We start from the raw sequence: 16601 nt of genomic DNA, 5'->3' as shown, positions 1-16601 counted from the left end.
GACAGATGCGGCTTGCCATTACGTCGGAAGAGACCGAACCCTGCGTATGAAATCGCCTGAACCCCAGCGTTCACGGGCACTCATCCAGAACCATCAGCCAATTAAAGACCGATCAGTCACAAACTGAATACCTGTGCGTTGCAGATTATTGACGTACAACACTCATGCAATCGAAAAGAGGTGCTAGCATAGAGCCACCACTCGTCCTCAGCGTGCCCCCTAATTAGTAGTCAGGATATGACCGAGCCAGAAGATCCCAGCCGAGAGCGCCTCAAGCATCACTTTGCCCAGCGGGTCATTCATCAGGCACGTCAGATTCTTGAGATATGGCAGCGCCTGCAACGCAGCGAGTGGTCCACCAACGACCTGTCGGAGCTGAGCGAAGCCAATTTGCGCCTGTTGCGGTTCGCCGAGCGTTTCGAGCAGCCGGAACACACGCAACTGGCACGCCATATCGGCCAGTCGCTGGAGGCTGTCGACGCCAATCGCGGGCGCCTGAGCAGTGGCTTGATCACCGATCTCAACCGTTTGATGCAGCGCCTGTCCCGCACCGGTTTGCGCCATGGCGATCAGCTCGATCAAACGTTCCTGCCGCCCCTGCGCAAGCCGATCTACGTGATGCTGCAGGATCACGACCGTGCCGAACGCCTGGCCAAACAACTGGAATTCTTCGGGCTCACGGCCCAATCCCTGGACAGCGTGCCGGCATTTCGCTCCTCGATGGTCGAGCGTCTGCCGGCAGCCATTGTCATGGATGTGGATTTCAGCGGTCCCGGTGTAGGCCTGAAACTGGCCGCCGAAGCTCAGGAAGGCCTCGACCATCGTTTGCCGCTACTGTTCTTCAGCCTGCACGAGACAGACACCCCCACCCGCCTGGCCGCCGTGCGCGCCGGTGGCCAGGAGTTCCTTACCGGCACGCTCGAAGCCTCGAGCCTGCTGGAGAAAATCGAAGTCCTGACCTGCGTCGCCCAGTACGAACCTTATAAAGTGCTGATCATCGATGACTCCCGCGCCCAGGCCTTGCACACCGAGCGCCTGCTCAACAGTGCGGGGATCGTGACCCGGACCTTGATCGAGCCAATCCAGGCCATGGCCGAGCTGGCGGATTTTCAACCGGACCTGATCATCCTCGACATGTACATGCCGGCCTGCACCGGTACTGAACTGGCCAAAGTGATCCGCCACAACGATCGCTATGTCAGCGTGCCGATCATTTATCTTTCGGCCGAAGACGATCTGGACAAGCAACTCGACGCCATGAGCGAGGGTGGCGATGACTTCCTGACCAAACCGATCAAGCCCCGGCACCTGATCACCACCGTGCGTAACCGTGCGGCGCGGGCGCGTAACCTGAAGGCGCGAATGGTCCGCGACAGCCTCACGGGTTTGTACAACCACACCCACATTCTGCAATTGCTCGAAGACTGCTCGTTCCGCGCCCGTCGCGAAAACAAGCCGCTGAGCTTTGCCATGCTCGACATCGACCACTTCAAGCGGGTCAATGACAGTCACGGCCACCCCATGGGCGACCGGGTGATCAAGAGCCTGGCGTTGTTCCTCAAACAGCGGCTGCGCAAAACCGACTTCATCGGCCGCTACGGCGGCGAAGAATTCGCCATCGTCATGCCCGATACCGATCTCGAAGCGGCCTGGAAAGTGCTGGATGAAATCCGCCAGCGTTTTGCCGAAATCCACTACCCGGCCCAGCCGCAGGATCTGTGGTGCACCTTCAGCGCCGGGGTGGTCGAACTGTGCGAGGACTCTGACGGCCTGTTGATGGCCAGCCAGGCAGACGAGGCGCTGTATCGCGCAAAGGGCGCCGGACGCAACCGTGTTCAAGCCGCGCGGACGTAAAAGCAAAGTGCCACTTTTTCATCTCGATCGAGCCCTTCCGTCATAACCCTGTAACAAAAACGCAATAACTTCAGGCACTTACCATTCTGCCGTTGGTAGTCCCGCGATGCGCCTGAAGCTGCTGACCAATCTCAACACCCTCCTATTAGTCGCCGTATGCGTGGCCCTTGGCGCCACACTCTGGTGGTCGCAAAAAGCCCTGGAACGCCCTTATCTATTAATGGAGCGCTACCTGGGTTTGTCCCAGCAATTTCAAAACGAAGTGGCGCGTAATATCGAGGACTACCTGGCCAACGGCGATGCCCTGCGTTTGAGCAGCGCCGCCCAGGCCATCGACAACCTGCAAAAGGAACTCGCAGAATTGCCACCGGCCCTGGCTGAAACCCTGCGCCCCAGCCTGTCGAACCTGAACGAGTTCAGCAAAACCGACTTGCTCGCCGCCGGCAAACTCGCAGGCGACCCGCAGGCCCTGCTGCTGCAAGCCGAGCGCGAACTGGGCGCCAGCCTGGATCAACTCAGCCAGTACGCCAGCGGCAACGCGGCGTACCTGACACCATTGCTTGCCGCTTCCCAGCATCTGGGCAAACTGTCGCTGGCCCGGGACAAACTGGTCAGCAGCGGTCGCAGTGAACTGGCCGCCGATGTCGAGCGAGAAGTCACCAGTATCCGCACCCAGGCCGGACTACTGGACGCCCTGCCGTTGCTCGGCGTGGCAGCCAGCAGCGAATCGAACACCGATGATTACGCCGCGATGATGGGCCTGGAGAACACCGAAAAAGCCGTCACCGAAGATGCTGGCGTCGGTTACAAACGCGAGCTGAACAGCCTGCTCGGCCGCTACCCGGCGGAACTGGCACGCACCCGTGACCAGATCCAGAAACGCGCCGACCTCAGCACCGCGACCCACCTTAAAATCGCCGATGTGCAACAGGCCATTGCCGGTCTGGAGCCTGTGGTACGCGCCCAGCATGGACAGATCCAGAGTGAAGTACGGCTGATGCAAGGGGTGATGATCGGCCTGATCCTGCTGATCGCCTTGCTCATCGACACCCTGCAACGGCGCCTGGCCCGGACATTGACCAATCTTGCACCCGCCCTCTCGACCTGGGCCGAGGGCGACTTCAGCCAGGACATCCAGTTGGGCAAGACCAACCGCGAACTGCATGACATTGAAGCGTCCCTCAATCGCTTGCGCGCCTACTTGGTGGACTTGGTGGGTACCATCCGCCTCAACGCCGAGCAGGTGGCGGGCAGCAGCCGCACCCTGGCCGAACTGAGCAATGACCTGCACAGCGGCGCCGAACATCAGGCCGGCGACACGGCGTTGATCCGCGATTCCCTGGGTGAACTGGAAGCGACCATCCAGCAAGTCGCCGGCGATGCCAGCCAGGCTGCCGACGCCAGCCGTCATGCCGGACTGGCGGTGGAACACGGGCAGAAAGTCATCGGCTTGAGTCTCACGGGCCTGCATGCGCTGGTGGATGAAGTGCAAGGCAATGCGCAAATGATCGAACATCTGGCCGAAGAGTCCGCGACCATCGGCGGTGTGTTGACGGTGATCCGTTCGATCGCTGACCAGACCAACCTGCTGGCGCTGAACGCAGCCATTGAAGCGGCACGGGCCGGGGAAATGGGCCGCGGCTTCGCCGTGGTGGCGGAGGAGGTCCGCTCGCTGGCGCAACGCACCGCCGGCGCCACGGCCGAAATCCAGACATTGATTGCCGGCCTGCAAACCGCTGCGCGGCAATCGGTCGAAGGCATGCGCGCCCAGGTCGAGCATGCCGAAGCCACGGCCAACCAGGCCCAGGCGGCTGACGGCGCACTGGATAAAATCGTCGGCGCGATCCAGACCATTTCCGACACGGCCGTACGCATCGCCGATGTCACCGCCCAGCAAAGCGGCGCCGTCAGCGAGATCCGCGATCACAGCGAGCGGATTCACCAATTGGGCGGGGATAACTTGCTGCGCATCGGCGAAGGGCGGGAGCAAGGTGAAAACCTGCTGGTGTTGGGTGGGCGGTTGCACACAGCCGTTCAAGCCTTCCGCGTCTGACAGATTGCTTTCGCGAGCAGGCTCGCTTGTATGGTAGGACTTGAAGGGAGGAGGAGGGACAAGGCTCGATTCTGACTGTTGACGCAGTACAGACTGTGGGAGAGTTCGCCCCTCCTCCTTTCACCCAAGCGCCGATAAAGAATGCTTCTGGCTAGGACCGACGATAGGAACAAGCCTGCGCCCCTGGGTGAGCCCTTCAAGTGCTTAAAACCATATCTCGGAGGAAATCCTATGGCAATGCCGGTTCCAGTCTTAAAGCCGATCGTGGGCGTGGATGTCGCCAAGAACGAACTGGTGATCTATCACGCCGAACTGGACCTGCTCGAAAAAATCCCCAACAACAAGGTAGCCATTGGTAAATGGTTAAAAGAATTGGCGGGGCCGGTGGCTATTGCCATCGAAGCCACCAATATCTACCACTTGGAGTTCGCTGACTTGGCCTATGAGGCCGGCTGCGTGATTTACATGGTGGGCGGTTATGAGCTCAAGCATTACCGCGAAGGTGTGAAGATTCGCGCCAAAACCGATGCGCTGGATGCCAAGCTACTTGCTCGGTATCTGAAAAATGAACAGGAAGAGCTTCACCCATGGACCCCGCCGTCACCGCTATACCGCCAGCTCCTGAGCCTTTTCCGCCGTCGGGCCGCCTTGGTCCAGGCAAGGGTTGGACTGGTGCAAAGCTGGTCGAATGAGCCCCTGCTGAAGGCGGCTTTTACCGAGCAAATAAAGTCCATGCAGCAGCTCGAGACGCTGATCGAAAAGACGATCAACGATCAGCTCAAGGAAGCCGGTTTGCTCGGTCAGCTGAAACGTTGCCTGAAAGTTGAAGGCATCGGATTTTTGACCGGTGCGCGCCTGATTACAGCGTTTCAGCGCGGAGACTTCAGAAATGCAGATGCCTTCATCGCCTTTCTGGGAATGGATTTACGGGTGGCAAAATCAGGGCAAAAGGACGCTCGCCGGAGTTTGACCAAGCGAGGCGATCCAGAGGCCCGTCGGCTTTTGCACAATGCGGCCATGTCGGCGAGTCGTACCGAGACCTGGAAAGGGTTTTACCAGGAGCAAAGAAGCCGAGGTTTCAGCACCACCCAGGCACTGGTGATGCTGGCCCGCAAGCTTGCTCGGCTGGTATTCGCCCTGTTGAAAGGACAGAGCGAATACCAGCCGAAAACCAGATGAGGGCTTCCCCTCAACCATAGAATCTCCCACAGTGAATTTCCGCTGCTCACGGATCCAATGTGGGAGCGAGCCTGCTCGCGAAGGCGTCAGAACAACCACCACAAAACTCCCTGCCCTGCACACCCGCCCGCTGTCCGCTATCATGCCCCCAACTCCGATACGCGAGACCGACATGCGCCGTTTGCTCTGCCTTCTGCTTTTAATGCTCGCCCTGCCGGCCACCGCCGCTGGGCTGCTGGAGAGCCGCCCCAGTTCGACCCTGGGTTCAGTGAACAACAGCGCCGACTTCCTGCCGGTACGCGAAGCCTTTCAATTGAGCCTGGTTGAAAGCACGCCGCTATCGATCAAACTGCGCTTCGTTGCCACCGAGGGGTATTACCTCTACCGCCATCGCTTCCAGTTCCGCGCCGACCCTGCCGATGTGCCCCTCGGCACCGCGCAACTGCCCAAGGGCGAACAGAAACACGACGAGTATTTCGGCGACGTGGAGGTTTACCACGGCATTCTCGATGTCGAACTGCCGCGTACCGATCAGCGCGCATTCACTCTGGCTGTGACCTATCAAGGCTGCGCAGACAAAGGCCTGTGCTATCCACCTGAAACCGAGCGCCTGAGCATCAATGGCGATGGCGCCCCCCCCCATGCCTGGGGCTGGCGCGAGCTGGCGCTGTTCTTCCTCGCGGGCCTGGGCCTGACCTTTACGCCTTGCGTGCTGCCGATGTTGCCGATCCTTTCTGGCGTGGTGTTACGCGGTCAGGTCGGTGGCTGGCGCGGTTTCAATCTGTCGCTGGCCTATGTACTGCCAATGGCCGCCTGTTTCGCCCTGCTCGGCGCACTCATGGGGATGTTCGGCGCGCAGCTCAATTTGCAGGCACGGCTGCAATCGGCCTGGGTGCTGGTGCCGTTTGCGCTGTTCTTCGCGGTCTTTGCCCTGGCGATGTTTGGCGTCTTCGAACTGAAGTTGCCGCATGCCATCAGCAGTCGTCTTGACCGGATTGCCGGCCGCACCGAAGGCGGTTCATTGTGGGGCGCGGCGGTGCTGGGCGTGGTGTCCAGCCTGCTGGTTTCGCCCTGCGTTTCGGCGCCACTGGCCGGCGCGCTGCTGTACATCAGCGCCAGCGGTGATGCCTTGGGCGGCGGTTTGAAACTGTTCATGCTGGGGCTCGGCATGGGCGCCCCGCTGCTGCTGGTGGCCACAGGCGGTGCTGCCTGGCTGCCGAAAAGCGGGCCGTGGCTGATCTACGTGAAAAACGCCATTGGCGTGTTGCTGCTGGGGCTGGCCGTCGGCTTGCTCAGTCGGGTACTGCCCGGCCAGATCACCTTGCTACTGATCGGTTTGCTGGCCGGTGGCGTCGGTTTGTTCATGGGCGCGCTGGAGTTCGTCTATAAACCGCCGAGAAAGCGCCTGGGTCAATTGCTCGGCATGTTCCTGCTGTTTTACGCGCTGGCCTGCTGGTACGGCGGATTCAGCGGCCAGAGCGACCCGTTCAACCCGATCGGCCAGTCGCGCACGGTGGTCGCTACCGAGCAAGCCACTAACACCAGCGCCTGGCAAACCGTCAGTACCCCGGCGGAACTCGACCGCGTACTGGCCCAAGCCCGCGCATCCGGCACCCCGCTGCTGCTCGACTGGTACGCCGACTGGTGCATCAGCTGCAAAGTCATTGAACACCAGGTACTCAATGACGCCACCGTCGTCGAACGCCTCAAGGGCTATCGGCTGGTCCGCTTCGACATCACCGCCAGCACTGCCGAGCAGCGGACCCTGCTCGACCGCTACAAACTCTTCGGCCCTCCGGCACTGATGTTTTTCGGCAAGGATGGCGTCGAACGCGCCGATGTGCGGGTGATCGGCGAGATCGACGCCACGGACTTCGCCGAACGCGTCGCCAGGGCAAATGACCGGATTTAATCAAGCAGTCATATATTTCGCGCAAACATCGGACATCGTGCGGGCTTTTGCAGAGAACTGGACAGTCACAAAGGCTTTGCGGCATAGTCGCCGGGTTCTGACACTTGCACACTGATAACAAGGGAACAGCCGATGGCGACGCTACTGGTTCTGCACGGACCCAACCTGAACATGCTCGGCACCCGTGAACCGGGCACCTATGGCGCCACGACACTGGCGCAGATCAACCAGGACCTGGAACGCCGTGCCCGTGAAGCCGGCCACCATTTGCTGCACCTGCAAAGCAACGCCGAGTACGAATTGATCGACCGCATCCACGCTGCTCGCAGCGAAGGTGTGGACTTCATTCTGATCAACCCAGCAGCTTTTACACATACAAGTGTCGCATTACGTGACGCGCTGCTGGCGGTGAGCATCCCATTCATCGAAGTGCATTTGTCTAACGTGCACAAACGCGAACCTTTCCGCCATCACTCTTACTTCTCCGACGTAGCGGTGGGAGTGATCTGCGGCCTTGGCGCCAGCGGTTATCGACTGGCCCTGGAGGCCGCGCTAGAGCAGCTTGAACAACAGGCAACAGCTTGAACAACAAGTTAACCGCCCCCTGACCGACCCCTGGGAGTTGATGATTCATGGATATCCGTAAAGTTAAGAAACTGATCGAATTGCTGGAAGAGTCCGGCATCGACGAGCTCGAGATCAAGGAAGGCGAAGAGTCCGTACGCATCAGTCGTCACAGCAAGACCCCGGCTCAGCAGTACTACGCGCCGGCTCCAATGCCTGCTCCGGCTGCCGCGCCTGTCGCTGCCGCCGCGCCGGCTGCCGCTGCCGCCCCTGCTGCCGCAGCCGCACCAGCACTGAACGGCGCCGTAGCCCGTTCGCCGATGGTCGGTACGTTCTATCGCAAGTCTTCGCCAACTTCGCCGTCCTTCGTTGAAGTCGGCCAGACCGTGAAGAAAGGCGACACCCTGTGCATCGTTGAAGCCATGAAGATGATGAACCACATCGAAGCTGAAACCAGCGGTGTGATCGAATCCATCCTCGTCGAAGACGGCCAGCCGGTTGAGTACGACCAACCGCTGTTCACCATCGTTTGAACCGCGGAGAGCCTTTGATGACTGCGAAGTTGGAAAAAGTTCTGATCGCCAACCGCGGTGAGATCGCACTGCGGATTCTGCGCGCCTGCAAAGAGATGGGCATCAAGACCGTCGCCGTTTATTCCAAGGCTGACAAGGAACTGATGCACCTGGGCCTGGCAGACGAATCCGTCTGCATCGGCCCGGCATCGGCCGCCCACTCCTACCTGCACATCCCGGCAATCATCGCCGCGGCCGAAGTGACCGGCGCCACCGCCATTCACCCAGGCTACGGTTTCCTCGCGGAAAACGCCGACTTCGCCGAACAGGTCGAGAACTCCGGCTTCGCCTTCATCGGCCCGAAAGCTGAAACCATCCGCCTGATGGGTGACAAGGTTTCGGCCAAGCACGCGATGATCGCCGCTGGCGTACCCACCGTTCCAGGTTCCGACGGCCCGCTGCCGGAAGACGAAGAAACTGCTCTGCGCATCGGCCGTGAAGTCGGTTACCCGGTGATCATCAAAGCCGCTGGCGGCGGCGGTGGTCGCGGCATGCGCGTCGTGCACAAGGAAGAAGACCTGATTTCCTCGGCGAAACTGACCCGCTCCGAAGCGGGCGCAGCGTTCGGCAACCCGATGGTCTATCTGGAAAAATTCCTGACCAATCCGCGTCACGTGGAAGTCCAGGTACTTTCCGATGGCCAGGGCCACGCCATCCATCTGGGCGACCGCGACTGCTCGTTGCAACGTCGCCACCAGAAGGTTCTCGAAGAAGCGCCGGCACCGGGCATCGACGAAAACGCGCGCGAGGAAGTCCTCGCCCGCTGCGTCAAGGCGTGCATCGACATCGGTTACCGTGGCGCAGGCACTTTCGAGTTCCTGTACGAAAACGGTCGCTTCTACTTCATCGAGATGAACACTCGTGTCCAGGTAGAGCACCCGGTTTCGGAAATGGTCACCGGCATCGACATCGTCAAGGAGATGCTCAGCATCGCCGCCGGCAACAAACTGTCGTTCACCCAGGATGACGTGGTCATCCGCGGTCACGCGCTGGAATGCCGGATCAACGCCGAAGACCCGAAAACCTTCATGCCGAGCCCGGGCACGGTCAAGCATTTCCACGCTCCAGGCGGCAACGGCGTTCGCGTCGATTCGCACCTGTACAGTGGCTATGCCGTTCCGCCGAACTACGATTCGTTGATCGGCAAGCTGATCACTTACGGCGCAACCCGTGACGAAGCCATGGCGCGCATGCGCAATGCGCTGGACGAAATCGTGGTCGACGGGATCAAGACCAACATCCCGCTGCACCGCGACCTGACCCGCGACGAAGGCTTCTGCAAAGGGGGCGTGAACATTCACTACCTCGAGCACAAGCTGGCTGGCGAGAAGCACTAAGCTTCAACCGGCACATGACAAAGCCGCCTTCGGGCGGTTTTGTTGTTTCCGAGGGCTTCACAACCCCTTTGTGGGAGCGAGCCTGCTCGCGAAGAGGCCGCTACATTCAACATTGATGCCGGCTGACACACCGCTTTCGCGAGCAGGCTCGCTCCCACAGGTTTGGCGCCCGTCTCAAGCCACTCCCACAAACCCTCCGCGCTCGCGTAAACTTGCGCGCTTCTCGCAGCCCGCTAGGCTGCAATCAATATTTTTCAAAGGTGCCCGCCATGCCTTGGCTGCAAGTCCGTCTCGCCATCAGCCCAGAACAAGCCGAAACCTACGAAGACGCTTTCCTTGAAGTGGGCGCCGTGTCAGTGACCTTCATGGACGCCGAAGACCAGCCGATCTTCGAACCGGAACTCAATACCACGCCACTGTGGTCGCACACCCACTTGCTGGCCCTGTTCGAAGGCGGTACCGAGCCCGGCCCGGTACTGGCCCATCTGGAGCTGTTGACCGGCAGCCCGCTGCCCGAGCACCACAGCGAAGTGATCGAAGACCAGGACTGGGAACGCAGCTGGATGGACAACTTCCAGCCGATGCGTTTCGGTCAGCGCCTGTGGATCGTGCCGAGCTGGCACGCCGCCCCCGAGCCTGACGCCGTGAACCTGCTGCTCGACCCGGGCCTGGCGTTCGGCACCGGTACCCATCCGACCACCGCACTGTGCCTGGAATGGCTCGACGGCCAGGACCTGAAGGACTGCAACGTGCTGGACTTCGGCTGCGGTTCGGGGATCCTGGCAATTGCCGCCCTGTTGCTGGGTGCCAAGCAGGCCGTAGGCACCGACATCGACGTGCAGGCGCTGGAAGCCTCCCGCGACAACGCCGGGCGCAACAACATTGCCGAAGAGCTGTTCCCGCTCTATCTGCCGGAAGATCTGCCGCAGGTTCAGGCTGACGTACTGGTGGCCAACATCCTCGCCGGCCCGCTGGTTTCCCTGGCACCGCAGCTATCAGGCCTGGTCAAATCCGGCGGTCGCCTGGCGCTGTCGGGCATCCTCGCCGAGCAAGGTGAAGAAGTGGCCGCCGCCTATGCCAAAGACTTCGATCTGGATCCGATCGCCAATCGCGATGGCTGGGTGCGCATTACCGGCCGTCGGCGCTAGAATGAGCATCTGCATAAACCGGATCGCCGCATGACCGACAGCTTCGTCACCCAGTGCCCGCATTGTCACACCAGCTTCCGCGTCAGCCACGCCCAGTTGAGCGTGGCGCGTGGCGTCGTTCGCTGTGGCTCTTGCCTGCAGGTGTTCAACGCTGCCAAGCAATTGCTTGAGCAGGCCGGCAAGGAGCCGGTCGCGCCGGTCGCGCCAACTGTCGCCGAAACGCCAGCACCCGCCGAGCCCAGGGCCATCAGCCAAAAACAATGGACCGCCGCTGAGCTGGATCTGGACAGTCTCGACCTCGACGAGGAACTCGCCCGGCTCGAACAGCGGGAAATCCAGCCGACCACCGAATTCGGCCGGCACCGGGAAGATACCCTTAGCGCGCGTCGTGATAGCCCCGAAAACGACGAAGAACCCTGGACGTCCGACAGCCTGTTCAGCGAACCGGCGACCGACCGCGCGCAAGCGATCACGGATCTTGATGACCTCGATACGCTCGACGCACTCGAAGCTTCGGACACCCCGGAGCCGATAAACGAGACAGGCATACTCGCGCGCACCGAACCGTCGCTCTCGCTGGAACCGGTAGACCTGGACGACGAATCACAGCCGCCACAACTTCGCCTGCACGATCCGCTGGACGCACCGCTTCATCACGGGCGCCTGTCGGCAACGGCAACCGATGAAATCGATGCCGACCTGCCCTCGGCCGAGCCACTTCGCAAACGCCGCGAACGCAACGAGCCAGGGGTTCGCGCCGACGTGCTGCAGGACCTGACCGATGACCCACTGCAACTGGACTGGCAAAAGCGCCGTTCGCCATGGGGTCGCCGGTTCTTCTGGCTGCTGCTGATCCTGCTCGGCGCTGGCGCACTTGTCGGCCAGTATGTCGCTTATCACTTCGACGAATTGGCGCGCCAGGACCAGTACCGACCATGGTTCCAGCAGTTGTGTCCGCAAATAGGCTGCACCGTGCCATCGAAGGTCGATATCGCAAAAATCAAAAGCAGCAACCTGGTGGTTCGCAGCCACCCGGAATTCAGCGGTGCACTGGTGGTCGATGCGATCATCTACAACCGCGCGCCCTTCTCCCAGCCATTCCCGTTGCTGGAACTACGCTTTGCCGACCTCAATGGCCATCTGATCGCCAGCCGTCGCTTCAAGCCTGGCGAATACCTCAACGGCGACCTCGAGGGCATGGTGGAAATGCCTCCGCAAACGCCGATCCACATCGCACTGGACATCCTCGATCCAGGCGCCAAAGCGGTGAACTACAGCCTGAGCTTCCACTCGCCAGAGTGAAACGATTCACTGATCTCAAATTGACGACGGCATTCCGACTTCGCCCACCCGGACCAAACCGCTGGCAATAACAGAATAACTGTTCAGATTTTGTTCAATTCAGCCTTTATCCAGTCATCGAGAGCGGGTATCATGCCAACCCTTTTTCGAACTCTCATGATCCGGCCCCACAACAGGGAAGCCCTATGTCGGCGGTACGCATCGGTCCATACACATTACACAACGGCTTGATTCTCGCCCCCATGGCGGGTGTCACCGACCAACCCTTTCGTCAGCTGTGCAAGCGATTGGGCGCGGGGCTAGTAGTCTCAGAAATGGTCACCAGCGACATGAGCCTGTGGAACACCCGCAAGTCGCGGATGCGCATGATCCACGAAGGCGATCCCGAGCCACGCTCGGTACAGATCGCCGGTGGCGACGCGCAGATGCTGGCGGATGCGGCCCGGGCCAACGTCGAATCGGGCGCGCAGATTATCGATATCAACATGGGCTGTCCGGCGAAGAAGGTCTGTAACAAGGCGGCCGGTTCCGCACTGTTGAAGGATGAAGCACTGGTAACCGAGATCCTGCAGGCCGTCGTGGCTGCGGTCGATGTACCGGTTACCCTGAAGATCCGTACCGGCTGGGACCGGGACAACAAGAATGGCCTGACGGTGGCGAAGATCGCCGAGCAGGCAGGGATCACGGCGCTGGCGGTCCATGGCCGCACCCGTGCCGACCTGTACACCGGGGAAGCCGAGTACGACACCATCGCCGCGATCAAGCAGGCGGTGTCGATGCCGGTCTTCGCCAATGGCGATATCGATTCGCCGGAAAAGGCCCGATACGTGCTCGACGCGACCGGTGCCGACGGCCTGCTGATTGGCCGGGCTGCCCAAGGGCGGCCATGGATTTTTCGTGAGATCGACCATTTCCTGCGGACCGGCGAGAAGCTCCCGGCGCTGGACCTGATCGAAGTGGAACGCATACTGCTAGAGCATCTGGCTGCGCTGCACGCCTTCTATGGCGACGTGATGGGCGTACGCATTGCTCGAAAGCATGTGGGCTGGTATCTCGCAACCTTGCCGGGCGCCAGGGAGTTTCGCGCCCACTTCAATCGTTTGGAAGATACGGAAGCACAATGCGCCAACGTTCAGGACTTCTTCGCCGAACGTTACAAGAGCCTGACAGGGGACGGAGAGGGGGTGGCCGCATGACGATGATGACCGAGACTTTAGTGAGTGGAACGACACCCGTGAGCGACAACGTGAATTTGAAACAGCACCTCAATACCCCAAGCGAAGAAGGCCAGACCCTTCGCGGGAGTGTCGAGAAAGCGCTGCACAATTATTTCGCCCACCTTGAGGGCGCTGCCGTCACGGATGTGTACAACCTCGTGCTCTCCGAAGTCGAGGCTCCCCTGCTCGAGTGCGTGATGAACTACGTCAAGGGCAACCAGACCAAGGCCAGCGAGATGCTCGGACTGAACCGGGGCACGCTGCGCAAGAAACTCAAGCAGTACGATTTGCTGTAAGCATTCAATCAAACCAGAAAGGCGCCCGCGTAAAACCGGTCGCCTTTTTTGCTGACTCCTTTGCTTTTGATGGAAATTGAGATGACCGACCAGACTACCCGCCTGCCGATCCGCCGCGCCTTGATCAGTGTTTCCGACAAGACCGGGATCCTCGAATTCGCCAAAGAGCTTGAAGCCCTGGGCGTCGAGATCCTCTCCACCGGCGGAACATTCAAGCTGCTGCAGGACAACGGCGTTGCCGCCGTGGAAGTCGCTGATTACACCGGCTTCGCGGAAATGATGGACGGTCGGGTGAAAACCCTGCACCCGAAAATCCACGGCGGGATCCTCGGTCGTCGCGGTATCGACGACGCCATCATGAACGAGCACGGCATCAAGCCGATCGACCTGGTAGCGGTCAACCTCTACCCGTTCGAAGCCACCATCAACAAGCCAGGCTGCGACCTGCCGACTGCGATCGAGAACATCGACATCGGTGGCCCGACCATGGTCCGCTCGGCTGCCAAGAACCACAAGGACGTGGCCATCGTGGTCAATGCCGGCGATTACGCCAACGTCCTGGAAAATCTCAAGGCCGGCGGCCTGACCTACGCTCAGCGTTTCGACCTGATGCTCAAGGCATTCGAACACACCGCTGCCTACGACGGCATGATCGCCAACTACATGGGCACCGTGAACCAGGCCGCTGACACCCTCAGCACTGAAGGTCGCAGCGAATTCCCGCGCACTTTCAACAGCCAGTTCATCAAGGCCCAGGAAATGCGCTACGGCGAGAACCCGCACCAGAGCGCGGCGTTCTACGTGGAAGCCAAGCCTGCCGAAGTCGGCATCGCCACCGCGACCCAACTGCAAGGCAAGGAACTGTCGTACAACAACGTGGCCGACACCGACGCCGCGCTGGAATGCGTGAAGAGCTTCGTCAAGCCGGCCTGCGTGATCGTCAAGCACGCCAACCCGTGCGGCGTGGCCGTGAGCCCGGATGCCGAAGGCGGTATCCGCAAGGCCTACGACCTGGCCTACGCCACCGATACCGAATCCGCATTCGGCGGCATCATCGCCTTCAACCGCGAACTGGACGCTGAAACCGCCAAGGCCATCGTCGACCGTCAGTTCGTCGAAGTGATCATTGCCCCAAGCGTCAGCGAAGAAGCCCGCGCCATCGTGGCGGCCAAAGCCAACGTACGCCTGCTGGCCTGCGGCGAGTGGTCGGCGGATCGCGCCGCTGCCTGGGACTACAAACGCGTCAATGGCGGCCTGCTGGTACAGAGCCGCGACATCGGCATGATCGGCAGCGAAGACCTGAAGGTTGTGACCAAGCGTGCACCAACCGAGCAAGAGATCAACGACCTGATCTTCGCCTGGAAAGTCGCCAAATACGTTAAATCCAACGCCATCGTCTACGCCAAGAACCGTCAGACCATCGGTGTCGGCGCTGGCCAGATGAGCCGCGTGAACTCTGCGCGCATTGCTGCGATCAAGGCTGAACATGCTGGCTTGCAGGTCGCCGGTTCGGTGATGGCTTCCGACGCATTCTTCCCGTTCCGCGATGGTCTGGACAATGCGGCCAAGGCGGGCGTGACTGCTGTGATCCAACCAGGCGGCTCGATGCGTGATGCCGAAGTGATTGCAGCCGCTGACGAAGCCGGCATTGCCATGGTCTTCACCGGCATGCGCCACTTCCGTCACTGACACATAGATCAACTGTGGGAGCGAGCCTGCTCGCGAAGACGGCGGCACATTAAACTTTGATGTGACTGACACACCACCTTCGCGAGCAGGCTCGCTCCCACATAAAAGCATCCCCGCGGTGCTATCAAGAATTAGCGTCATCCGAGGTTTTTGAAATGAATGTTTTGATCATTGGCAGCGGTGGCCGTGAACACGCCCTGGCCTGGAAAGTGGCTCAGGATCCGCGCGTGCAGAAAGTGTTCGTGGCGCCCGGTAATGCCGGCACTGCCATTGAAGCCAAGTGCGAGAACGTCGCTATCGACGTGCTGGCCCTGGAGCAGTTGGCAGACTTCGCCGAGAAAAATGTTTCCCTGACCATCGTCGGCCCGGAAGTGCCGCTGGTCGCCGGTGTGGTTGACCTGTTCCGCTCCCGTGGCCTGGATTGCTTCGGCCCGACCGCTGGCGCTGCTCAACTGGAAGGCTCGAAAGCGTTCACCAAGGACTTCCTGGCTCGCCACAAGATCCCGACCGCCGACTACCAGAACTTCACCGAGATCGAGCCCGCACTGGCTTACCTGCGTGAGAAAGGCGCCCCAATCGTGATCAAGGCCGACGGCCTTGCAGCGGGTAAAGGCGTGATTGTCGCCATGACCCTGGCCGAAGCCGAAGATGCCGTGCGCGACATGCTGGCAGGCAATGCCTTCGGCGATGCCGGTTCGCGCGTCGTGATCGAAGAGTTCCTGGACGGCGAAGAGGCCAGCTTCATCGTTATGGTCGATGGCAAGAACGTATTGCCAATGGCCACCAGCCAGGACCACAAACGCGTCGGCGACGGCGACACCGGTCCGAACACCGGCGGCATGGGTGCCTACTCCCCTGCCCCGGTTGTCACCAGTGAAGTGCACAAGCGTGTCATGGACCTGGTGATCTGGCCGACGGTTCGCGGCATGGCCGACGAAGGTAACGTCTACACTGGCTTCCTGTACGCGGGCCTGATGATTGACAAGGCCGGTAACCCAAAAGTTATCGAATTCAACTGCCGTTTCGGCGACCCTGAGACCCAACCGGTCATGCTGCGCTTGCAGTCGAGCCTGGTCCTGCTGGTCGAAGCGGCCCTGGCACAGGCGCTGGACAAGGTCGAGGCACAATGGGATCCACGTCCGAGCGTCGGCATCGTGTTGGCGGCGGGAGGCTATCCTGGTGACTATGCCAAAGGCGTGGCCATCCAGGGTCTGGATGCAGCGGCGGCGCTGGAAGGCAAAGTATTCCACGCCGGCACTGCCCTCAAGGACGGCCAGGTGGTGACAGCCGGCGGTCGAGTGCTCTGCGCCACGGCCATGGGCACCAGCGTCGATGCGGCTCAACAGCAGGCTTACAAACTGGCGGCCAGTATTGATTGGGAAGGTTGTTTCTATCGCAAGGACATTGGCTACCGTGCCATTGCCCGCGAGCGTGGCGAAAATCAGGAATAAGCTACCCATTCGGCCGGGCAAGGGCTT

At 60.7% G+C, this 16601-nt stretch carries 13 protein-coding genes; all 13 read left to right on the top strand.

The genetic code is table 11. The annotated features are described in order from the left end of the window. Positions 1 to 237 precede the first annotated feature (237 nt). On the top strand, positions 238 to 1854 hold the full coding sequence (gcbA, locus tag LAB08_RS02910) for a diguanylate cyclase GcbA (protein WP_096513607.1): 1617 nt from the start codon (positions 238 to 240) through the stop codon (positions 1852 to 1854). 106 nt (positions 1855 to 1960) lie between these two features. Further along, on the top strand, positions 1961 to 3907 hold the full coding sequence (locus tag LAB08_RS02905; RefSeq protein WP_096513608.1) for a methyl-accepting chemotaxis protein: 1947 nt from the start codon (positions 1961 to 1963) through the stop codon (positions 3905 to 3907). Between the two features lie 231 nt (positions 3908 to 4138). After that, complete coding sequence (locus tag LAB08_RS02900) at positions 4139 to 5086, top strand: IS110 family transposase (protein WP_217910633.1); 948 nt, start codon at positions 4139 to 4141, stop codon at positions 5084 to 5086. 172 nt (positions 5087 to 5258) lie between these two features. Then, entirely contained in the window at positions 5259 to 6998 is a 1740-nt protein-coding gene (locus LAB08_RS02895) for a protein-disulfide reductase DsbD (protein ID WP_096513609.1), read from the top strand. Between the two features lie 132 nt (positions 6999 to 7130). Beyond that, the gene (gene aroQ / locus LAB08_RS02890; RefSeq protein WP_096513610.1) at positions 7131 to 7583 is read left to right on the top strand and encodes a type II 3-dehydroquinate dehydratase; all 453 of its coding nucleotides are present in this window, start codon (positions 7131 to 7133) and stop codon (positions 7581 to 7583) included. A 47-nt stretch (positions 7584 to 7630) separates the two neighbouring features. Beyond that, positions 7631 to 8095 carry an acetyl-CoA carboxylase biotin carboxyl carrier protein gene (gene accB / locus LAB08_RS02885; protein WP_096513611.1) on the top strand — a complete coding sequence of 155 codons (465 nt, stop codon included), beginning with the start codon at positions 7631 to 7633 and terminating at the stop codon, positions 8093 to 8095. 17 nt (positions 8096 to 8112) lie between these two features. Then, on the top strand, positions 8113 to 9471 hold the full coding sequence (accC, locus tag LAB08_RS02880; RefSeq protein WP_096513612.1) for an acetyl-CoA carboxylase biotin carboxylase subunit: 1359 nt from the start codon (positions 8113 to 8115) through the stop codon (positions 9469 to 9471). Positions 9472 to 9740: 269 nt separating this feature from the next. Continuing rightward, a complete protein-coding gene (gene prmA / locus LAB08_RS02875; RefSeq protein WP_096513613.1) occupies positions 9741 to 10619 on the top strand; it encodes a 50S ribosomal protein L11 methyltransferase in 879 nt (292 codons plus the stop codon). Between the two features lie 30 nt (positions 10620 to 10649). Beyond that, complete coding sequence (locus tag LAB08_RS02870) at positions 10650 to 11921, top strand: DUF3426 domain-containing protein (protein ID WP_096513614.1); 1272 nt, start codon at positions 10650 to 10652, stop codon at positions 11919 to 11921. Positions 11922 to 12106: 185 nt separating this feature from the next. Next, positions 12107 to 13117, top strand: a complete 1011-nt coding sequence (gene dusB, locus LAB08_RS02865) for a tRNA dihydrouridine synthase DusB (RefSeq protein ID WP_096513615.1) — start codon at positions 12107 to 12109, stop codon at positions 13115 to 13117. Beyond that, positions 13114 to 13434, top strand: coding sequence for a DNA-binding transcriptional regulator Fis (gene fis / locus LAB08_RS02860; protein WP_015093301.1), 321 nt, complete (start codon positions 13114 to 13116; stop codon positions 13432 to 13434). Before dusB ends, fis begins: the two co-directional genes overlap by 4 nt. An 81-nt stretch (positions 13435 to 13515) precedes the next feature. Next, a complete protein-coding gene (gene purH / locus LAB08_RS02855; RefSeq protein ID WP_096513616.1) occupies positions 13516 to 15123 on the top strand; it encodes a bifunctional phosphoribosylaminoimidazolecarboxamide formyltransferase/IMP cyclohydrolase in 1608 nt (535 codons plus the stop codon). 155 nt (positions 15124 to 15278) lie between these two features. Further along, the gene (purD, locus tag LAB08_RS02850) at positions 15279 to 16574 is read left to right on the top strand and encodes a phosphoribosylamine--glycine ligase (RefSeq protein WP_096513617.1); all 1296 of its coding nucleotides are present in this window, start codon (positions 15279 to 15281) and stop codon (positions 16572 to 16574) included. Positions 16575 to 16601: the final 27 nt, after the last annotated feature.

The organism is Pseudomonas izuensis (assembly GCF_002356535.2).
In the GTDB taxonomy this organism is placed as follows: domain Bacteria; phylum Pseudomonadota; class Gammaproteobacteria; order Pseudomonadales; family Pseudomonadaceae; genus Aquipseudomonas; species Aquipseudomonas izuensis.
This window is presented reverse-complemented; position numbering and strand designations above follow the sequence as displayed.